Below are 19,151 nucleotides of genomic sequence, written 5' to 3' on the forward strand. Positions count from 1 at the left end.
GTGCCGCGTCAGAGAGAGCGGCCCGCGAAGTCGGCCCGTGTGCCGACGCGAAAAACGGGAGCAAAGATGCCAACGATTGAACGGCTGGTACTGGGAAACTTCAAGAAATTCGGAAGCTTGGAAGTTGAGTTTGATCCAGAGCTAAACCTTCTGATTGGCGACAACGAGGCGGGGAAAAGCTCAGTGCTTCTGGCCCTTGAACTTGTGATGAGCGGAAGTCGCAACAAGGTCGAAACCATCGGGGTCGAGACACTACTGAATGCCGACGCTGTAAAGGCATTTCAGGCGGGGCCATGCACCGTAGACCGTCTCCCGAAACTGTTCGTTGAGGTCTACCTCTCTGCCGAAAATAAGCCTGGCTTGAATGGAAAGAACAACTCTAGGGATCTCGAGCGTGACGGGCTACGCATGTCGTTTGAGCCGATTCTCGATTTCAGCAAGGACATCGCGGAAGCGCTGAAGGAAGACCCGACCAATTTCCCGTTTGAGTATTACGGTGTCCAGTTCAATACGTTTGGGGGTGAGGCGTATTCCAGCGTCAAAAAGCACGTCCGGCATCTGGCAATCGACAGCTCCAGAATCGACAGCGAATATGCAGCTCGGGAGTACACCCGCTCGGTGTTCTCGATGCACGCCAACGTCGGGAGCCGCAGCAGGCTCGAGAACGCCTATCGTCAAAGCAAGAGCGAATTCAAGAACGCCCAACTGAAGGAGCTGAACGACATGCTGGCGGACTACAAGTTCGGCGTGCGCACGAGCGCCAAGGCCAATCTGGAGTCCGACCTGGTTCTCACCGAAGATGAGATCCCAATTGAGAGCAAGGGCAAGGGGCGGCAGTGCTTCATCAAGACCGAGTTCGCGCTGAGCAAGAAGGGCGTCAAAAGTGGGCTGGACGTCCTGCTCCTAGAGGAGCCTGAAAACCACCTGAGCCACTCGACGATGCACCAGCTCATCGAGCGAATCGCTCAGTCGGTGAACAAGCAATTGTTTATCGCAACTCACAGCAGCCTGATCTCTGCTCGACTTGATTTGCGCAAGGCCATCCTGCTTGGAAAGCGAGGACAGCATGCGCGACTCAACAAGCTCCCATCTGACACCGCGAAGTTCTTCATGAAGGCGCCCGATAACAACGTCCTTGAGTTTGCGCTGTCGAGGAAGGTGATCCTTGTTGAGGGCGATGCCGAGTTCATCCTCCTGGATGCGCTTTACCAAAAGCACTCGGGGTCCACATTGAAGAAAGACGGGGTCCACGTCATCTCGGTGGGCGGTACGAGCTTTAAGCGCTATCTAGACCTCGCCAGGCTGCTTGGCGTGCGCACTGCGGTCATTCGCGACAACGACGGCGACTACCAGAGAAACTGCGTCGACAACTACGCAGAGCACGCGATGCCGCATGCCAAAGTCTTTGCAGACACCAACTCAAAGCAGCGCACGACCTTCGAGATCTGTCTGTACGAAGACAACAAGGCAGTTTGCGACGAGGTCTTCCGCACGCCAAAGCGTAAGCTTGAACCGTTGGCGTACATGCTTGCCAACAAGGCTGACGCGGCGTTTGATCTTTTGCTGGCGAAGGAGGCTGAACTGGTGGCGCCTGGGTACATGCAGGAGGCCATAAAGTGGATAAACGAGTAGTCTTCGCGGTCGCAGGTTCAGGGAAGACAACCAGCCTTATCAACGAGCTGGGTCTTGAGAAGCGGGTCTTGCTTATCACTTACACAGAGAGTAATTGCGAAGAGATTCTGCGTCGCGTTCTTGCGAAGTTCGGTTATCTCCCGGACAGCATCACCGTCTGCACCTACTTTACATTCTTGAACTCATTTTGCTATCGGCCCTTGCTTCTCACGAAGATGCAGACCATGGGAATTTCGTTTAATAGGCCGAGCGAATACTCATCGCGCCAGAAGCTCCAAAGCCGTGACCGGTACGTCACAGCAGGCGGTCGCATCTACCACGCGAGAATGGCGAAGGTCCTGGATGTATATGGTTGCATCCCGACGCTTCAGCGTCGACTGGAGCGCTACTACGACAAAGTCTGCATTGACGAGGTTCAGGATTTCGGCGGACATGACTTCAATCTGCTCAAGCAAATTGTCCAGGCCAACGTCGAGGTTCTGTTAGTCGGCGACTTCTATCAGCACACGTACTCCACCAGCGCCGATGGTGCAGTCAATAAAGGGCTGCACGACAGCTATGACCGCTTTAAGGACGCCCTGCGATCTGCTGGCTTGGTCGTTGACACGACGTCCTTGCTCAAGAGCCACCGTTGCAGCTCCTCGGTGTGCTCGTTCATCCGAGACACTATCGGGGTGGACATCTATGCACACTCGGATCGCACTACCCAAGTCTCAGTGGTCAACGACCCGTCACTGGCGGCAAAGCTTCACGCTGACGCGGGCACCATTAAGCTGTTTTATCAAGAGCACGGACGATATGGCTGCTACTCGCAGACCTGGGGTGAGTCAAAGGGACGTGACCACTACCAGGACGTCTGCGTTGTACTGAATGCCGAGTCCTGGAAGCACTTCTCCGCCGGTACGCTGGCCGAGATGGCTGCGACCTCGCGGAACAAGCTATACGTTGCGTGCTCGCGTGCGCGCGGCGACCTCTATGTAATGCCAGACGCGATGCTGAAAGCTTTCAAAAAAGCCCGGGACATTCGTCACGTCGCCTCCACTTGACGATCTTGACTGCGCAGCTGCAGCCCTTCCGCTCGGCGTTGCAGAAGTGGGTCGTGGACTGCCTCAAGCCGTGGCTGTCGTACGAGTCCTCGCCATGACTGACCGCAGCCGCTGCTAGCAGCCAGAATCCCGAGTATTTGATCTCGTGGGCCACTGACCCATCTATCGACCCCGCGCTCCTCGCCCCCTCCGCGCAGTCCCTGCGATCTGACAAGCCCGCCGGTACGCGCGCAGCGTCAACTCCGCCCGCTGCATCACGGTGTCCTCCACGGCGGTAGCGCGGTCGGCCAGCTCATCAGCCTGCACCTGCAGCAACTCTGCCGGGCTCATCCCCGACGCTTCGCCCGTCAGCAGCGCAATCCCCTCGCTCACATGTCCCATGGTGTAGACATGGAACAGCCCGCGCTCCACCGCGTCCAGCACGCTGCGGTCCAGCATCAGGTGGCGCTGGTTGCGGGCGGGGATCAGCACGCCCTGCGTGCCGTCCAGGCCCGCCATGGCGCAGGCGCGGAACCAGCCCTCGATCTTCTCGTTGATGCCGCCCACGGGCAGCACCTCGCCGTGTTGGTTGAGCGCGCCGGTCACGGCGACGCCCTGGCGCAGCGGCAGGCCTGACAGGCTGGACAGCAGCGCGTACAGTTCGGCGCACGAGGCCGAGTCGCCTTCCACGCCGCTGTATTCCTGCTCGAACACGATAGACGCATTCAGCGCCAGCGGTGCCACGTGGCTGAACAGCGCGGTGAGGTAGCTGTGCAGGATGAGCACGCCTTTGTCGTGGATGGGGCCGGACATATCGACTTCGCGCTCGATGTTGAGCAGGCCCTCTTGCCCGGCAAAGGTGCGCGCGGTGATGCGCACGGGGAAGCCGAAACGGTAGTCGCCCAGGTCGATCTGCGTCATGGCGTTGATCTGGCCGGTGATGGAGCCTGCCAGCGAGATCAGGCGCTCGCCCTCGGTGATGGAGTCGTGCAGCTCTTCTTCGGGCTGGTTGTGGCGCTGGGTGCGGGCGGCCAGGGCGGCCTGCACGTCGCCCGCCTGCACCAGCGTGCCGCCGCGCGCCTTGCACAGGGCGGCGCTTTCGATGGCCAGCGCTTCGGTGTGTGCAAAGCGTGCGCTCTGGCGGCGCTGGTCATCGGCCTCGCGGTGGGTTTGCTCCAGCAGCAGGGCCACGGCGTCGGGGCCGAAGTGGGGCAGGCCGCGCTTTTTGCAGACCTGCGCCACCAGGATTGCGGTGGCGTGGTGCGTGGCAGGGGTGGCGGCAAAGTGGTCTGAAAAATCCACCTTCACGCGAAAGCGGCGTGCGGCGTCGGGGTCGGCGTCTTGCAGCGCGTAGTACTCGTCCACCGATCCGATCAGCACGATCTTCACATCCACGTCCACCGGCTCGGGCTGCAGCGCCGCTGCGCCGCCCGGCGCGTGGCCGGGGCCACCGCTGGCATCTTCGATCTGCAGGCGGCCGCAGCGCAAGAAGCGGCGCAGGCGTTGCCACAGCCCTTCTTCGGCAGCCAGGTCGTGCAGGTGCAGCAGGATGAAGCCGCCGTGCGCCTTGAGCAGGCTGCCCGCGTGGATGCTGGTGTGGTCGGCCTGCACGGTGTCGGCGTCCGAGCCATGTTCGATGCTGCCAAACAGCGTGCGCTGGGTGGGGTTGTCTTCCACCACCACGGGCGCGGCGGTGCGGCCGTGGTTGTCCACCACCAGGTTGACCTGGCAGCGGGCCAGCAGGTCATCGAGTGCATCCTTGCGGTCGTCCTCGGCGTCGGCGTTCTGCTCCGCATCGCCGGGCTCGAACAGGTCGATGTCGTCCAGCACCGCATGCTCTACCTGGTCGAGCCAGTGCGTGAGCTTGACGGTGTCCTTGATCTGCTTGCGCAGGCCCTGGCGGATGTCGTGCAGGGCGTGTTCTACGAGGGGCTTGATGGTCTGGCGGCGCAGGGTGGCCAGGGCGTCGTCGCGGGCGCGCTCCAGCGGGCGGGTGGCTTCGAGAAAGCGGGCGATCTCGGTGCGCAAGGCGTGCTCGGCGGCGTCAATCTCTGCGCGGCGCTCGCGGGGCAGGGCGCGGGCTTCGGCTTCTGTCAGCGGCTGGCCTTTGGGGCCGGTGAGGGTGAACACCATCTGCCCGCCTTCGCGCGAAATGCGGAACTGGCGCGCCTCGGCAAACGCGTCCAGCACGGCAAAGGCCTCGCTCTCTTGCGCTTGCCAGGTTTTCTCGATGCGTTCGGCGTCGGCCTTGAAGGCGGCGGCTGCGAGGTGTTTGGGGATATCGGCCTGCAGGTTCTTGGCCATGTCGGCCATGCCTTGGCGCAACTGCCGGCCCTGGCCCGCCGGCAGGCGCAGGGCGAGGGGGTGGTCGGGCTTGTCGAAGTTGTGCAGGTAGCACAGGTCGGGCGGCACGGCGCGTTCTGCCGCAGCAGTCTGCATGGCCTGGCGCAGCAGCGATGCGCGCCCACTGCCCACTTCGCCCAGCACGAAGAGGTGGTAGTCGGGCTGGTGCAGCCCCAGGCCAAACTGCGCGGCGGCCTGCGCGCGCTCTTGGCCGATCCAGGGCAGGGGCAGGTCTTGCAGCTCGGCCGTGCTGGCAAAGCCCAGCGTGGCGGGGTCAATCGTCAGCCGCAGCTGGTGGGGGGCGAGGGCAAAGGCGGGCATCGGTGCGGGCGTTGGGGGAGGGCAGGTCGTCAGACTGGGTCTGCCATCTCAAAATATGGATAAAAATGACCGCTAGCGCTTGATGGATAAGCGCAAGTAGCTATAAAAATAGTAGTAACCAGTCAATGGGCCACAGGGCAGGCCCCGGCAGGTGCGCCACCCGCCTGCGCATGGCTGCGCGCATCGGCCAGCGCCGCAGCGGTGGGCGCCTCGGTGGGCCAGCCCGCCAGGTGCTGCTGCGCCACGCGGCTGAGCGCGGTGATCCAGTGGTTGTTGTCGTTCAGGCAGGGGATGTAGTGGAACTCCTTGCCACCCGCGTGCAGGAAGGCCTCGCGCACTTCCATGTTGATTTCTTCCAGCGTCTCCAGGCAGTCGCTGGTAAAGCCGGGGCACACCACGTCCACCCGCCGCGTGCCGGCCTTGCCCAGTGCCTCGATGGTGGGCTGGGTGTAGGGCTCCAGCCATTTGGCCTTGCCAAAACGCGACTGGAAGGTGATGCGGTAGCGCTCCGCGCGCAGGCCCAGGCGCTCGGCCAGCAGGCGGCCCGTCTTGCGCGCCTCGCAGTGGTAGGGGTCGCCCAGGTGCAACGTGCGCTCGGGCACGCCATGAAAGCTCATCACCAGCTGGTCGGGCTGGCCGTGGTGTTTCCAGTGGGTTTCGATGGTGCGGGCCAGCGCGTCGATGTAGCCGGGGGCGTCGTGGTAGCGGTTGACAAAGCGCAGCTCGGGCACGTGGCGGGTGCGTGCGGCCCAGGCGTACACCGCGTCGAACAGGCTGGCGGTGGTGGTGGCCGAGTACTGCGGGTACAGCGGCAGGATCAGGATGCGCGTGGCGCCCTCGGCTTTGAGCGCATCGAGTTGGCTGGCGATGGACGGGTTGCCGTAGCGCATGGCATGGCGCACCAGCACGGCGTGCCCGGCCTCGCCCAGCCAGCCGCGCAGCAGCGTGGCCTGTTTGGCCGTCCACACCGCCAGGGGCGAGCCCTCGGCCGTCCAGATGCTGGCGTACTTGGCGGCCGACTTGGCGGGGCGGGTGCGCAGGATGATGCCGTGCAGGATGGGCAGCCACGCCAGCTTGGGGATCTCCACCACGCGGTGGTCGCCCAGAAACTGCGCCAGGTAGCGCCGCACGGCGGGCGCGGTGGCGGCGTCGGGCGTGCCCAGGTTGCACAGCAGCACTGCGGTTCGCTCGGCCTGGCCGTGGGTGTAAGGGGGTTCGGGGCGGAAGGAGGGCATGCGGCATTTTCGCCCACGCGTGGTGCCTGGTGGGGGCTGGGGGTTGGATGTGGGCCCGGCGCCTGTTTTTGGGGGCGCTCGGGTAATCCCCGATGTGGTTGTGAAACCGGTTTCATAAACTCTGCGCATCCACTCCGAACCACCCACGCCGTGAATTACCAGTTCCAGTTCGACGCCGTTTTCGCCGCATGGCCGCTGCTGCTCAAAGGCACGTGGATCACCGTGCAGCTGTCGCTCACGGCCACGGTGCTGGGGCTGGTGGTGGCCGTGTTCTGCGCCTGGGGCAAGACGGGCGGGCCGGCGTGGCTGCGGTTCTTGATCAACGCGTACATCGAGGTCATCCGCAACACGCCGTTCATCGTGCAGCTGTTTTTCTTCTTCTTCGCGCTGCCGTCCATCGGCCTGCGCTGGTCGCCCTACACCGCGGCGCTGACGGCGATGGTGGTCAACCTGGGGGCCTACGCGGCAGAGATCGTGCGGGCGGGCATCGAGTCCATCCCCAAGGGGCAGATCGAGGCGGGCAAGGCGCTCAACCTGAAGCCCTGGGAGATCTTTCGCTTCGTCATCCTCAAACCCGCGCTCAAGGCCATCTACCCCGCGCTCACCAGCCAGTTCATCCTGCTGATGCTCAGCTCGGCCGTGGTGTCGGTGATCTCGGCGGACGACCTGACCTCGGTGGCGGCGAACCTGCAGTCGCAGACCTTCCGCAGTTTCGAGATCTACATCGTGGTGGCGCTGATCTACCTGGTGCTGGCGCTGTCGTTCTCTGCGCTGTTCAAGCTGATCTACCAGCGCGCGCTCAACTACCCCGACCGCCGATAAGGAGACCCGGACCATGCGTACCTTCGGACTCTCCGAATTCCTTTTCATCCTGCAGGCCGCGCAGTGGACACTGGCGCTGTCGGCCATTGCCTTCGTCGGCGGGGCGCTGCTGGGCCTTGTGGTGGCGCTGTCGCGCACGTCCGAGAGCGCCGTGGCGCGCAATGCGTCGCGCGTGTTCATCCAGGTGTTTCAGGGCACGCCGCTGCTGCTGCAGCTGTTTTTGATCTTCTTCGGCGCGCCGGTGCTGGGGCTGGACATCAACCCCTGGGTGGCGGCGGGCGTGGCGCTGGTGCTCAACAGCGCGGCGTTTCTGGCCGAGATATGGCGCGGCTGCATCGAGGCGGTGCCGCGCGGCCAATGGGAGGCCGCGCAGGCCCTGAACCTGAGCTACATCAACCGCATGCGCTTCGTGGTGCTGCCGCAGGCCTTCAAGATCGCGCTGCCGCCCACCGTGGGCTACACGGTGCAGATCATCAAGGGCACATCGCTGGCCGCCATCATCGGTTTCACCGAGATCACGCGGGCCGGGCAGATCATCAACAACGCCACCTTCCAGCCGCTGCATGTGTTCACCACCGTGGCGGCGCTGTACTTCGTGATCTGCTGGCCGCTGTCGCTGCTGGCCGCGCGCATGGAGCGCAAGCGGGCCCGGGCGCTCGCGCGCTGACGGCATCGCTGCCAACACCAACAGCGCCTTCGTTCATTCATTGCTTTTTTATCTCTCGTTCATAACCACTACCTGGAGACATGCCATGACCTTTTCCCTGCACCGCCGCACCGTCACCACCGCCCTGGCCGCACTGGGCCTGGGCGCCGCGCTCACGGCTTTTGCGCCGCTGGCCTCGGCACAGTCCGTGGCCGACATCAAGAAAAAGGGCGAGCTCACCATCGGCATGCTGGTGGACTTCCCGCCTTACGGCACGACCAACGCGCAGAACCAGCCCGACGGCTACGACGCCGACGTGGCCAAGCTGCTGGCCAAGGAGCTGGGCGTCAAAGCCAACATCGTGCCCGTCACCGGCCCCAACCGCATTCCCTTCCTGCTGACCAACAAGGTCGACGTGCTGGTGGCGTCGCTCGCCATCACGCCCGAGCGCGCCAAGCAGGTGCAGTTCTCGCAACCCTATGCGGCCGCCACCATCGTGCTGTACGGCAAGACGGGCAGCGCCATCAAGAGCGCGGCGGACCTGAAGGGCGTTCGCGTGGGCGTGGCCCGTGCCAGCACGCAGGATGTGGCCGTGACCAAGGCCGCGCCCGAGGGCACCGAAATCCGCCGCTTCGACGACGACGCATCGGCCATGCAGGCACTGATCTCCGGCCAGGTCGATGCCATCGGCTGCTCGGTCACCGTGGCCGCGCAGATCGCCAAGCGCGTGCCCGCCAACACCTTCGAGAACAAGTTCAACCTGCTGCAGCAGGCCATGGGCATTGCCCTGCGCCCCGGCCAGGACGAGTTGACCAAGGCGGTGAACGACTTCGTGGTGCGCAACACGGCCAACGGCGAGTTGAACAAGCTGTACCAGAAGTGGCTGGGCGCGGATCTGCCCAAGCTGCAATAACCCATATCGCTTGAGCGTGAACCCCAGCCACCCCAGGAGCCTTTGACAATGACGGACGCAGTCACGACGACGAAGACCACCGCCGGTGCACCCCCCATCATCACGATGGAGGGGGTCAACAAGTGGTACGACAGCTTTCAGGTGCTGACCGACATCGACCTGTCGGTGCGGGCCGGCGAGCGCATCGTGATCTGCGGGCCGTCGGGCTCGGGCAAGTCCACGCTGATCCGCTGCATCAACCGGCTGGAGACGGTGCAAAAGGGCCGCATCGTGGTTGACGGCATTGAGCTGACCGCTGGCGGCAAGAACGTGGACGCCGTGCGTGCCGAGGTGGGCATGGTGTTCCAGCAGTTCAACCTGTTCCCGCACCTCACCATCCTGGAGAACTGCACGCTGGCGCCCATGCGATCGCGCGGCATGGGCAAGGCGGAAGCGGAAGAGGTCGCCATGAAGTACCTCACGCGCGTGCGCATTCCCGAGCAGGCGCACAAGCACCCCAGCCAGCTGTCGGGCGGGCAGCAGCAGCGCGTGGCCATTGCGCGCGCGCTGTGCATGGCCCCCAAGGTGATGCTGTTCGACGAACCCACGTCGGCGCTGGACCCGGAGATGGTCAAGGAAGTGCTGGACACCATGATCGGCCTAGCCGAGGACGGCATGACCATGCTGTGCGTGACGCACGAGATGGGCTTTGCGCGCAGCGTGGCCGACCGCGTGATCTTCATGGCCGACGGCAAGATCCTGGAGCAGGCGCCGCCCGCGCAGTTCTTCGGCCAGCCGGAGCATGAGAAGACGCGCCAGTTCCTCGGCCAGATCCTGAGCTCCCACCACGCGCACTGAGGCCGTGGTGGCCGCACGTTGACGAAGGCCCGGCTGACGGGCTTGAAAGAACATCCATGAAGGTATTGATCTCCCTGTCCTCCTTCGGCGCGGCCGAAACGGGACGCCACGGCCAGCTGTGGTGCACCGACCTGGCCCGCCAGGCGGGCGCCGACGGCGTGGAAGTGCGCGGCGAGCTGCTGCGCGACGCGGCCACCGAGCTGCCCGGGCTGGCGGGCCTGGCCGCTGTGTATTCCAGTCCCGAGGGCCTGTGGACCGTGCAGGGCCAGTTGGACGAAGCCGCCCTGCAGCGCGGCATTCATGCATCGCAGGTGCTGCACGCGCCGCGCCTGAAGATGTCCATCGGCGGCTTTGGCGTGCGGTCCGAGGCGTCGCTGCAGCGCCTCAAGGCGCTGCTGGCCGCCACCCCGCAGGTGGAACTGGTGATCGAAAACGACCAGACCGCCACCGCCGGCACGCTGGCCGCCTTGCAGGCATTCTTTGCCGCGCAGGCGCAGGCGCAGGCCGGGCTCGACCTGGGCATGACCTTCGACATGGGCAACTGGCACTGGCAGGGCGAATGCCCGCTGCAGGCCGCACAGGCCCTCGCGCCCCATGTGCGCTACGTGCACTGCAAGGGCGTGCAGCGCCTGCCGGCCAAGTGGATCGCAGTGCCGCTGGCGGAGTCGGTGGCGCCCTGGCGCGCCGTGCTGCGCGCGCTGCCCGCCGATGTGCCGCATGCCATCGAGTACCCGCTGGTGGGCGACGACCTGGTGGCCGTTACGCGCGGGCAGGTGGACTTCATCCGTGCGGTGCGAGGTGCTGCATGAGCGACGCTACCGCTGACACCATCGACACCGCATTCGACGTGGCCCTGTTCGGCGAAGCCATGCTGCTGCTGGTGGCCAACGAGCCCGGACCGCTGGAGAACGCCACGGGCTTTCACAAGCGCACCGCGGGGGCCGAGACCAATGTGGCCATTGGCCTGGCGCGCCTGGGGCTGAAGGTGGGCTGGGCCAGCCGCCTGGGCACGGACTCCATGGGCCGCGCGCTGCTGGCCGCCATGCGCGGCGAGGGTATCGACTGCTCGCACGTGGTGTGCGATGCCACGCAGCGCACGGGCTTTCAGTTCAAGGAGCGCGTGACCGACGGGCGCGACCCGCAGGTCGAATACCACCGCAAGGGCTCGGCCGCCAGCCAGATGGGCCCGGCCGATGTGGACGAGCCCTGGCTGCGGTCCGCGCGCCACCTGCACGCCACGGGCGTGTTCGCGGCCATCTCGGACACCAGCCTGCAGGCAGCCATCCGCACGCTCGAGGTCGCGCGCGCCGCGGGCCGCACCATCTCGTTCGATCCCAACCTGCGCCCCACGCTCTGGGCCTCGCCCGAGGCCATGCGCCACTGGATCAACACCCTGGCCGGCTATGCCGACTGGGTGCTGCCGGGCCTGGAAGAGGGCGTGTTCCTGACCGGCGAAACCACGCCCGAAGGCGTGGCGCGCTTCTACCGCGAGCGGGGCGCCAGGCTGGTGGTCGTGAAGCTCGGGCCCGAGGGCGCCTACTACGACAGCGACGTGGCCGGCACCGGCCGCGTGCCCGGCGTGCCCGTGGCCCAGGTGGTGGACACGGTGGGTGCGGGCGATGGTTTTGCGGTGGGCGTCATCAGCGCACTGCTCGAAGGCTTACCCGTGCCCGCTGCCGTGCGCCGCGGCGCCTGGATCGGCGCGCGTGCGGTGCAGGTGCTGGGCGACACCGAAGGGCTGCCCACGCGGGCTCAGTTGCGGGAGGCCGGGCTGTGAGCATGCCGGAATCGATGGCGGATGGCCGCAACGCCGTGTGCAAGAAGGTAGTGGTGTTCCGCGAGCTGCCGCCCGACCAGCTGGCGCGCCTGCAGGCCCTGCACGACGTGACGGTGGCCAACCCGCGCAAGCCCGAAGAGCGTGCACTGTTCGACGCAGCGCTGGGCCAGGCGCAGGGGCTGATCGGGTCGAGCTACCCCGTCGATGCCGCGCTGCTGGCGCGGGCGCCCCGGCTGGAGGTGGTCTCCAGCGTGTCGGTGGGTGTGGACAACTACGCGCTCGACGCACTGCAGGCCCGGGGCATCGTGCTGTGCCACACGCCCGGCGTGCTGGACGAAACCGTGGCCGACACCGTGTTCGCCCTGCTCATGGCCACCAGCCGCCGCGTGGTGGAGCTGGCGCAGCTGGTGCGCGAGGGCCGCTGGACCAGGAACATCGGCGAAGACCTGTTCGGCAGCGACGTGCATGGCAAGACGCTGGGCCTGCTGGGCTTTGGCCGCATCGGCCAGGCCATCGCGCGCCGTGCGGCGCTGGGCTTTGGCATGCCGGTGCTCTACCACGCGCGCCGGCCGGTGGACCTGGCCGCCACGGCGCCTGAACTGGTGGGCAAGGCTGCGCACCTGCCGCTGGCCGAGCTGCTGGCGCGGTCAGACTTTGTGGTGGCCATGCTGCCCCTGTCGGGCAGCACGCGGGGCCTGGTCAACGCCGACGTCTTTGCCGCCATGAAGCCCGGCGCCATCTTCATCAACGGCGGGCGCGGCGCCACGGTGGTGGAGCAGGACCTGCTGCACGCGCTCGACCACGGCACGCTGCGCGCAGCGGGCCTGGATGTGTTCGCCACCGAGCCGCTGCCGCTCGACTCGCCCCTGCGCACCCACCCGCGCGTGACGCCGCTGCCGCACATCGGCTCGGCCACGCACGGCACGCGCCACGCCATGGCCGTGCTGGCCACCACCAGCTTGCTGCAGGCGCTGGCCGGTGAGCGGCCCGCCGCCGTGTATAACGCCGCGCAAGCATGACCTCACCGACACCCGCACCATCGACCACGCCCCGCGCCCGCCCCACCATCGCCGATGTCGCGGCCGAGGCCGGCGTGTCCAAGGCCACGGTGTCGCGCTACTTCAACCACCGCGAGCGCCTGCTCAGCCCCGACATCGCCGCGCGCGTCGAGGCCGCCATCGCCAAGCTGGCTTACGTGCCCAGCCCCATGGCCCAGGCGCTCAGCCACGGCCGCTCGCGCCTCATCGGGCTGGTGGTGGCCGACATCACCAACCCGTATTCGGTGGCCGTGCTGCGCGGCGCCGAGAAGGCGTGCCAGGAGGCGGGCTACCTGGTGATGCTGTTCAACCTGGGCAACGACCGCGAGCGCGAGCGCGCCGCCATCGATGCGCTGGCGAGCTACCAGGTGGACGGCTTCATCCTCAACACGCTGGGGCAGGGCGAGGGGCTGGCCGACGTGACCACCCTGCACGGCAAGCCCGCGGTGCTGGTGGACCGCCGCCATGCGGGCCTGGCGGCGGATTTCGTGGCGCTCGACAACGAAGCCGCCATGCGCGACACCTGCGCGCACCTGGTGCAGCAAGGCTGGCAGGACCTGCTCTATGTCACGCAGCCGCTGCAGGGTGTGAGTTCGCGCCTGGAGCGCACGGCGGCCTTTCGCGCCTGCGTGGCGGCCCAGGGCAGGAATGTGCGCGGCGATGTGCTGGAGATCGATGCGCAGCAGGAGGGCGAGGACGCGCTGGCCCAGGCGCTGGCGGCCTTTCGCCAGCGTGCGGGGCGGGGCGCACGCTGCGCGGTGGTCGCAGGCAATTCCGTGGTCACGCTGCGCGTGGCGGCCTCGGTCTCGCGCCTGGGCTGGACCTTCGGGCTGGAGCTGGGCTTCGTGGGCTTCGACGACCCGGAATGGGCACCGTTGATCCGGCCGGGCCTGAGCACCGTGGCGCAGCCCACCGATGCCATCGGCCAGCGCGCGGCCCGGTGCCTGCTGGAGCGCATCGGCGGCCTGCAGGGCCCGGTGCGCGAGAACCTGTTGCCCGGCACGCTGATCGTGCGCGGGTCGTCGCTGGGCACCTGACCCCGAAGGGCGTGCGCACAGGCGCTGCGGTATGCTGTGCGGCCGCCGCCCGGCATCCCACCGGGCCTTCCGCCTCCACGCTGTTTTTTACAGGTGCGCCCCCTTGCCGACCCCCTCCCTGGACATCCCCCGCATCCGCGCCGTCACCATCGACCTGGACGACACGCTGTGGCCCATCTGGCCCACCATCGAGCGCGCCGAAGCCGTGCTGCTGCAGTGGATGGCCGAGCATGCGCCCGCCACCGCGCGCCTGTTCCAGAGCACCGAGGCGCTGCGCGCCATCCGCAACCAGATGGTGAACCTGCGGCCCGACCTGCAGCACGACCTGAGCGCGCTGCGCCGCGAATCCATCCGCCTGGCGCTGACCCAGGCGGGCGATGACGGCGCGCTGGCCGAGCCCGCGTTCGACCTGTTTTTTGCCGAACGCCAGCGCGTGACGCTGTTCGACGATGCGCACGATGCGCTGGCCTTCCTGTCGTCGCGCTACCCGGTGGTGGCGGTGTCCAACGGCAACGCCGACATCCACAAGGTGGGCATCGGCCACTACTTCAAGGACAGCCTGAGCGCATCGGTGCTGGGCGTGGCCAAGCCCGATGCCCGCATCTTCCAGGCAGCCGCCCAGGCGCTGCAGGTTCCGCCGCACGCGGTGCTGCATGTGGGCGACGATGCCACGCTGGACGCCCGGGGCGCCATGGAGGCCGGCATGCAGGCGGTGTGGCTGAATCCCGCCGAGGCCGCCTGGCCCTACGACACCCCGCCGCATGCCACCGTGAGCAATCTCACGGAGCTGTGCCGGCTGCTGACGGCGTAGCCCGCGCGCTCCACGCTATCCGGGGGCAATTTCTTGTCCCAGGTCAAGGGCCCAGCGCGCCGCGGTGTGTGCCGGCTTGATCCCGGTCACCGATCCGGCCACACTGCAGGCCATGCCGAGAAACCCTCCCGCCTTGCCCGCCATCCGCACCATTGGCCTCATGCAGCCCATGACCTGGCTCGTCCTGGCCTGGCGCGACATGGCCCGCGCGGGCTGGATCAGCTTTGCCCACGGCCTGGCCCTGGCGCTTTTTGGCGCGACGATCTTCACGGTGGCCCACCACCGGTTCTGGCTGCTGGCCGGGGCACTGTCGGGCTTTCTGGTGATAGCCCCGGTGCTGGCCACCAGCCTGTATGCGCTGAGCCGCGCGCTGGAGCGTGGCGAGCCCGCGAACCTGGGCGTGGTACTCAAGACCTGGCTGAACTGGCAGGACAGCCACGTCAATAAATGGGGCAACGACTACTGGTGCATGGTGCAGTTCGGCGCCCTGCTGGCGCTGGCGGCCACGGGCTGGGTCATGACGTCGGCGGCGCTCATCACGCTGCTGGCGCCCGTGCCCATCCAGACGCCCCTGGATTTCCTGCGCCATGTGGTACTGGCCCGCGAGGGCTGGCTGTTCGAGATCTGGCTGGCGCTGGGCAGCCTCATGGCGGCGCCGATCTTCGCCTCCAGCGTGGTGGCCATGCCCCTGCTGCTGGACCGGCGCGCCACCTTGCTGCAGGCCGTGCTCACCAGCTGGCAGGCGGTGATCGGCAACCCGTTGCCGATGGCGTTCTGGGCGGCGCTGATCCTGGGCTTCACGCTGCTGGGCCTGGGCTCGCTGCTGCTGGGGCTGATCGCCGTCATGCCCATGCTGGGCCACGCGAGCTGGCATGCCTACCGGGATCTGGTCGATGCCTCCAGCCTGCCCGGGCGGGGGGCGGCAGCGCCCACGCAGAACCGCGGGGTGGCGCCGTGATCTTCGGTTTCACCGAGGCGCAGATCTCGGGCTTCTTCCTCACCTACGGCGTGGGTGCGTTCATCCTGTACATGCTGTTCATCATCGGGCAGCTCGCGTGGGAGTCCAAGGCCGGCCGGTTTGGCACCTTCGTGCTGTTCCTGGGCCTGGGCGTGGGCTTCCTCGGGTTCCTGGCGAAGGTCGTGATCCAGTGGTGGCTGGAGCGGTGAGGCCGCAGCGCATCGGCGTCGGGACATGGCCGCAGTGAGGTAAGGTGATGGACCGATCTACCGACCGCCTCGCCCATGTCCTTGCCTTCCGCCCCCTCCCTGCTCACCCGCGCTGAAACCAGCGGCTACACCGAGACATCGACCCACGCCGACGTGATGGCGTACGTGCGCGGCCTGGCGGCGCTGGGGGATGCCCGATTGCATGTCGCGGACTTCGGCGCATCGCCCGAGGGCCGCCTGTTGCCGCTGCTGGTGCTGTCCGCGCAAGGCCATTTCACGCCGCAGGCCGCGCAGGCCAGCGGCCTGCCCGTGGTGCTGATACTGTGCGGCATTCACGCTGGCGAAGTGGAGGGCAAGGAGGCCGCGCTGATGCTGGTGCGCGACCTGCTGCGCGGCGAGCATGGCGACGTGCTCTCGCACTGCACCGTGGTGGTGGTGCCGCTGTTCAACCCCGACGGCAATGACCGGCTGGGCACAGACAACCGCCCGCTGGACGTTGCCCACCTGCGCGGGCAGGACGGCCCGGCGCTCGTGGGCACGCGCAACAATGCGGCGGGGGTGAATCTCAACCGCGACTACATGCGCCATCAGGCTTCCGAGATGCGCCTGCTGCAGACGCGCGTGTGCCAGCCCTGGAACCCCCACCTCACGCTGGACTGCCACGCCACCAACGGCTCCATCCACCGCTTCGCGCTGACCTACGACATTCCCCACACCGAGCACACGGGCCGCAGCGAGCCCGTGGCCTATATGCGCGAACGCATGATGCCCGCCGTGCAGGCCGCGGTGAAGCGCACCGAGGGCCTGGACACCTTCTGGTATGGCAACTTCGTGCGCGACGAGGGCGGGCAGGGCCAGGGCTGGATCACCTACACCCACCACCCGCGCTTTGGCTGCAACTACCGGGGGCTGACCAATCGGCTCGACGTGCTGCTGGAGGCCTATTCGTACATCAGCTTCAAGGAGCGCGTGGCGGTGACGTATGCCGTGCTGCGCGAGGCACTGCACTACGTCGCCGGCCATGGCACGGAGATCGTGCAGCTGCTGGACGGGTGTGCCGAGCCGCCCGCCGAGGTCGCCATCCGCTATGCATTGCAGCCCATCCCAGGCACCACGGTGGAGGTTCTCACGCGGGAACCCTATGCGCTGCAAGGCGCCCCCATCAGCGTGCAGGTGCCGCATTTCGCGCACTTCGTCCCCGTGGCCACCGTGAAGCGGCCCTGGGCCTATGCGGTGCCTGCCGCCGTGGCCGACTGGCTGGAGGGCCATGGCTTGCGGCGGGCCGCCGTTGCGCCTGGCACGCTGCTCGATGCAGAAGTCCCGGTGATGCAGCAGCCCGTGGCGGTGCCGGGGCCCGCCATCCTGGAGGCGCAGGCCAGCACGCACTGGCAGGCAAGCTACCGCCGGGCGCAGCGCGCGTTGCCGCAAGGCTGGTGCGTGGTGCCCACCGGCCAGCGCCACGGCGCGATCGCGGTGTACGCGTGCGAAGCGGAAAGCGACGATGGCCTGGTGGCCAATGGCATCGTGCCGGAGCCGGTGGCGGGCGGTGAATTCCTGGCATGGCGGGTGCTGGCGCCGGTGTGAGGCGGGTGCTGGGCCGGGCCGGGATGCAAACGCCCCATGCCCTGATGCTGCCTAGTCGTAGCGGAGCCGGGGATACCAGTCGGTGCCGCGGCCCTCGGGCGTGAGGTCCAGGATGGACCACAGCGCGGCGATGTCGGGCGCATCGCGCGGGTCCTGCCCGGGGTCGGCCATCTCGCGCGCCATCTCGCTGGCCCAGAACAGGCGCACCTTGTCGCCGTCGCGCCGAAAGATGGTCAGCGCCGGGTACTCGCTGCCGTCGGGCATCAGGATGCCCAGGTCCCGGGCGTAGTCGTCCCCCACGGTCTGCACGAAGTTCAGGTCGCGCCAACCCCGCTCCTGCGCAAACGCGAGCTGCCGCTCCACCGACGAGCGGCCCAGGACCTTGAGCGCGACCCGTTGCTTGATGTCGGCCGCGTTGCCATGGACGGCGCCCAGCCAGTTCGTGCACATGGGGCACGGGCGCTCGCGCTGCGGCCCGTACATCCAGAAGTAGGCCACCAGGGTTTGCTTGTCGCCAAACAGGTCGATCAGCCCGACCTCGGACCCCTGTTCGTCCTGGAAGCGGTAGTTCTTCGCGATGACCGGGCCGGGCGGCAGCGCGCGGCGCTGCTCGGTCAGGCGGCTCATGTGCCGGCGGAACTCGATCTCCTCGGCCAGCAGCGCGCGGCGGGCCTCTTCGTATGCGGCCGAGGCGCCGGGGAAGGGCGTCTTCGCGTTGCGGGCCATTTCGGCCGCGGGCTTCAGTGTGGCGGGCATGGGCTTCCTCCAGTGCGTGGCGGGTTGTGGGCGCGCGGTCTTGCACTCTGCCGCCGCAGGGGGCGGATGCAGGTAGGAAAAAACTGCGGCCCCGTGCAGGCGCAGTCCTTCACGGGCGCCTGGAGCGTGTCGGGTTGGAGCGGTACACGGCTCAGCGAGCCCAGGCCCGGAGTCCCAGGTCCTGCGCCAGGCGCCGGTAGTCCGCCAGGCTGCGCTGCACGAAATCTTCGAGCGCCGCGCCCGTCAGCGCGAACGGGTACAGGCCGTACTGCGCGCACAGCGCGGCGTAGCCGGGGGCGGCCAAGGCATCCCGCAGCGCGGTGGTCCACGCGCGCACCGCCGCATCGGGCGTGCTGGCGGCCATGTACAGGCCGCGCACCGTGGGCCAGACCAGGTCCAGACCCTGCTCGCGTGCCGTGGGCAGGCCCGCCAGGCTGCCGCCCAGACGTGCCTGCGAGAGCACCGCCAGCACGCGCAGCGGCGCGCCCTGCGCGGCTGCCTGCAGGGCCTCGGCCGCATCGCCGGTGAAAATGCCGATGTGCCCGCCCCGCAGGGCCTTGAGCGCCTCGCCGCCGCCCTCGAAGGACACGAAGCGCATGCGCTTGTGGTCCTGCCCCGCCGCACGTACCAGCAGCGCGGCCTTGATCCAGTCCTGGCTGCCCAGTGTGCCGCCGGCGCCAAACACCACGCGGTTGGAGTCCCTGCGCAGCGCGGCAGCCACGTCCTGCAGGCGCTGGTAAGGCGCATCGCGGTGCACGGCCACCACGCCGTAGTCGGTGCCCAGCGTGGCGATCCAGCGCACGGTGCCCACCGGATGCGGGCCGAAGCGGCCCTGTGCGATGTTGAGCAGCGAACCGCTGGAGAAAGCGACCAGGGTGCCCGGGCCGCCCAGGCGCCCGGTGGCCACCTGGTCAAACGCCACGGCCCCGATGCCCCCGGGCAGGTAGCGGGTGCGCAGCGGGGTGCGCGCGGGCCGCACGGCCTGCAGGGCCTGCCCGGCCAGGCCGCAGGTCAGGTCGAACCCACCGCCGGGGCGTGAGGGCGCGACGCATTCCGCGGGCTCGGTGGAGGCATCCGCGGCCGCCGCGCGCGCGGGCAGGGCGCCGCCCGCGCCGCCCCAGGCCGCCAGCGTTGCCAGCATCTGCCGGCGGCTCGGGGCCGCGGCCATGCCGTCTTCGCGCGAGGGGTGGGGGGCAAGGGGTTGCATG

General features: G+C 67.6%; 18 protein-coding genes. 14 read left to right on the forward strand and 4 right to left on the reverse strand.

The features are described 5' to 3' along the window. The first annotated feature begins 66 nt into the window (after positions 1–66). Together AC07OD_RS01400 and AC07OD_RS01405 are read left to right on the forward strand one after the other, a co-directional pair. Positions 67–1,632, forward strand: a complete 1,566-nt coding sequence (locus AC07OD_RS01400) for an ATP-dependent nuclease (protein WP_218294079.1) — start codon at positions 67–69, stop codon at positions 1,630–1,632. Beyond that, positions 1,617–2,678: an AAA family ATPase gene (locus tag AC07OD_RS01405; RefSeq protein ID WP_494594738.1), complete on the forward strand. Its 1,062-nt coding sequence runs from the start codon at positions 1,617–1,619 to the stop codon at positions 2,676–2,678. The genes AC07OD_RS01400 and AC07OD_RS01405 overlap by 16 nt, the downstream gene beginning before the upstream one ends. A gap of 162 nt (positions 2,679–2,840) precedes the next feature. Here the strand turns inward: AC07OD_RS01405 and AC07OD_RS01410 are convergent, their stop codons facing one another. Together AC07OD_RS01410 and hemH are read right to left on the reverse strand one after the other, a co-directional pair. Then, on the reverse strand, positions 2,841–5,321 hold the full coding sequence (locus AC07OD_RS01410) for a Lon protease family protein (protein WP_494594740.1): 2,481 nt from the start codon (positions 5,319–5,321) through the stop codon (positions 2,841–2,843). 122 nt (positions 5,322–5,443) lie between these two features. Then, a complete protein-coding gene (gene hemH / locus AC07OD_RS01415) occupies positions 5,444–6,556 on the reverse strand; it encodes a ferrochelatase (RefSeq protein WP_494594742.1) in 1,113 nt (370 codons plus the stop codon). A gap of 150 nt (positions 6,557–6,706) precedes the next feature. Here hemH and AC07OD_RS01420 point away from each other — a divergent pair, with 150 nt between their 5' ends. The 12 genes from AC07OD_RS01420 (at position 6,707) to AC07OD_RS01475 (ending at position 17,187) form a co-directional block, all read left to right on the forward strand. Then, on the forward strand, positions 6,707–7,378 hold the full coding sequence (locus AC07OD_RS01420; RefSeq protein WP_218294083.1) for an amino acid ABC transporter permease: 672 nt from the start codon (positions 6,707–6,709) through the stop codon (positions 7,376–7,378). Positions 7,379–7,391: 13 nt separating this feature from the next. After that, on the forward strand, positions 7,392–8,045 hold the full coding sequence (locus tag AC07OD_RS01425) for an amino acid ABC transporter permease (protein ID WP_218294084.1): 654 nt from the start codon (positions 7,392–7,394) through the stop codon (positions 8,043–8,045). Positions 8,046–8,130: 85 nt separating this feature from the next. Then, positions 8,131–8,937: a transporter substrate-binding domain-containing protein gene (locus AC07OD_RS01430; RefSeq protein WP_369642144.1), complete on the forward strand. Its 807-nt coding sequence runs from the start codon at positions 8,131–8,133 to the stop codon at positions 8,935–8,937. A 48-nt stretch (positions 8,938–8,985) separates the two neighbouring features. Next, the gene (locus AC07OD_RS01435) at positions 8,986–9,774 is read left to right on the forward strand and encodes an amino acid ABC transporter ATP-binding protein (RefSeq protein ID WP_255591361.1); all 789 of its coding nucleotides are present in this window, start codon (positions 8,986–8,988) and stop codon (positions 9,772–9,774) included. Between the two features lie 56 nt (positions 9,775–9,830). Further along, positions 9,831–10,583, forward strand: coding sequence for a sugar phosphate isomerase/epimerase family protein (locus AC07OD_RS01440; protein ID WP_492254968.1), 753 nt, complete (start codon positions 9,831–9,833; stop codon positions 10,581–10,583). Beyond that, complete coding sequence (locus AC07OD_RS01445; protein ID WP_494594746.1) at positions 10,580–11,551, forward strand: sugar kinase; 972 nt, start codon at positions 10,580–10,582, stop codon at positions 11,549–11,551. The genes AC07OD_RS01440 and AC07OD_RS01445 overlap by 4 nt, the downstream gene beginning before the upstream one ends. A gap of 2 nt (positions 11,552–11,553) precedes the next feature. Beyond that, positions 11,554–12,570 (forward strand): 2-hydroxyacid dehydrogenase, encoded by a 1,017-nt coding sequence (locus tag AC07OD_RS01450; protein ID WP_492806546.1) that lies wholly within the window; start codon positions 11,554–11,556, stop codon positions 12,568–12,570. After that, positions 12,567–13,625 (forward strand): LacI family DNA-binding transcriptional regulator, encoded by a 1,059-nt coding sequence (locus tag AC07OD_RS01455; RefSeq protein ID WP_218340765.1) that lies wholly within the window; start codon positions 12,567–12,569, stop codon positions 13,623–13,625. The genes AC07OD_RS01450 and AC07OD_RS01455 overlap by 4 nt, the downstream gene beginning before the upstream one ends. Positions 13,626–13,728: 103 nt before the next feature. Then, positions 13,729–14,436, forward strand: coding sequence for an HAD family hydrolase (locus AC07OD_RS01460; RefSeq protein ID WP_492246066.1), 708 nt, complete (start codon positions 13,729–13,731; stop codon positions 14,434–14,436). A gap of 112 nt (positions 14,437–14,548) precedes the next feature. Beyond that, positions 14,549–15,394, forward strand: coding sequence for a DUF2189 domain-containing protein (locus tag AC07OD_RS01465; RefSeq protein WP_494594748.1), 846 nt, complete (start codon positions 14,549–14,551; stop codon positions 15,392–15,394). Continuing rightward, on the forward strand, positions 15,391–15,603 hold the full coding sequence (locus tag AC07OD_RS01470; RefSeq protein ID WP_044402495.1) for a DUF2788 domain-containing protein: 213 nt from the start codon (positions 15,391–15,393) through the stop codon (positions 15,601–15,603). The genes AC07OD_RS01465 and AC07OD_RS01470 overlap by 4 nt, the downstream gene beginning before the upstream one ends. 75 nt (positions 15,604–15,678) lie before the next feature. Then, positions 15,679–17,187, forward strand: a complete 1,509-nt coding sequence (locus AC07OD_RS01475) for a M14 family metallopeptidase (protein ID WP_494594750.1) — start codon at positions 15,679–15,681, stop codon at positions 17,185–17,187. 51 nt (positions 17,188–17,238) lie between these two features. On the opposite strand, the gene AC07OD_RS01480 is transcribed toward AC07OD_RS01475, so the two are convergent. Then, positions 17,239–17,943 (reverse strand): DUF899 family protein, encoded by a 705-nt coding sequence (locus AC07OD_RS01480; protein WP_369642152.1) that lies wholly within the window; start codon positions 17,941–17,943, stop codon positions 17,239–17,241. Between the two features lie 151 nt (positions 17,944–18,094). After that, the gene (locus tag AC07OD_RS01485; protein ID WP_494594752.1) at positions 18,095–19,150 is read right to left on the reverse strand and encodes a tripartite tricarboxylate transporter substrate-binding protein; all 1,056 of its coding nucleotides are present in this window, start codon (positions 19,148–19,150) and stop codon (positions 18,095–18,097) included. Position 19,151 lies beyond the last annotated feature (1 nt).

The organism is Acidovorax sp. GW821-FHT10E03 (assembly GCF_059415205.1).

Coding starts and splice junctions, on each gene's coding strand:
- AC07OD_RS01475 (WP_494594750.1), top strand. CDS start 15,679: ATGTCCTTGCCTTCCGCCCCCTCCCTGCTCACCCGCGCTGAAACCAGC.
- AC07OD_RS01485 (WP_494594752.1), bottom strand. CDS start 19,150: ATGCAACCCCTTGCCCCCCACCCCTCGCGCGAAGACGGCATGGCCGCG.
- AC07OD_RS01435 (WP_255591361.1), top strand. CDS start 8,986: ATGACGGACGCAGTCACGACGACGAAGACCACCGCCGGTGCACCCCCC.
- AC07OD_RS01445 (WP_494594746.1), top strand. CDS start 10,580: ATGAGCGACGCTACCGCTGACACCATCGACACCGCATTCGACGTGGCC.
- AC07OD_RS01400 (WP_218294079.1), top strand. CDS start 67: ATGCCAACGATTGAACGGCTGGTACTGGGAAACTTCAAGAAATTCGGA.
- AC07OD_RS01480 (WP_369642152.1), bottom strand. CDS start 17,943: ATGCCCGCCACACTGAAGCCCGCGGCCGAAATGGCCCGCAACGCGAAG.
- AC07OD_RS01410 (WP_494594740.1), bottom strand. CDS start 5,321: ATGCCCGCCTTTGCCCTCGCCCCCCACCAGCTGCGGCTGACGATTGAC.
- hemH (WP_494594742.1), bottom strand. CDS start 6,556: ATGCCCTCCTTCCGCCCCGAACCCCCTTACACCCACGGCCAGGCCGAG.
- AC07OD_RS01450 (WP_492806546.1), top strand. CDS start 11,554: ATGCCGGAATCGATGGCGGATGGCCGCAACGCCGTGTGCAAGAAGGTA.
- AC07OD_RS01440 (WP_492254968.1), top strand. CDS start 9,831: ATGAAGGTATTGATCTCCCTGTCCTCCTTCGGCGCGGCCGAAACGGGA.
- AC07OD_RS01430 (WP_369642144.1), top strand. CDS start 8,131: ATGACCTTTTCCCTGCACCGCCGCACCGTCACCACCGCCCTGGCCGCA.
- AC07OD_RS01455 (WP_218340765.1), top strand. CDS start 12,567: ATGACCTCACCGACACCCGCACCATCGACCACGCCCCGCGCCCGCCCC.
- AC07OD_RS01425 (WP_218294084.1), top strand. CDS start 7,392: ATGCGTACCTTCGGACTCTCCGAATTCCTTTTCATCCTGCAGGCCGCG.
- AC07OD_RS01465 (WP_494594748.1), top strand. CDS start 14,549: ATGCCGAGAAACCCTCCCGCCTTGCCCGCCATCCGCACCATTGGCCTC.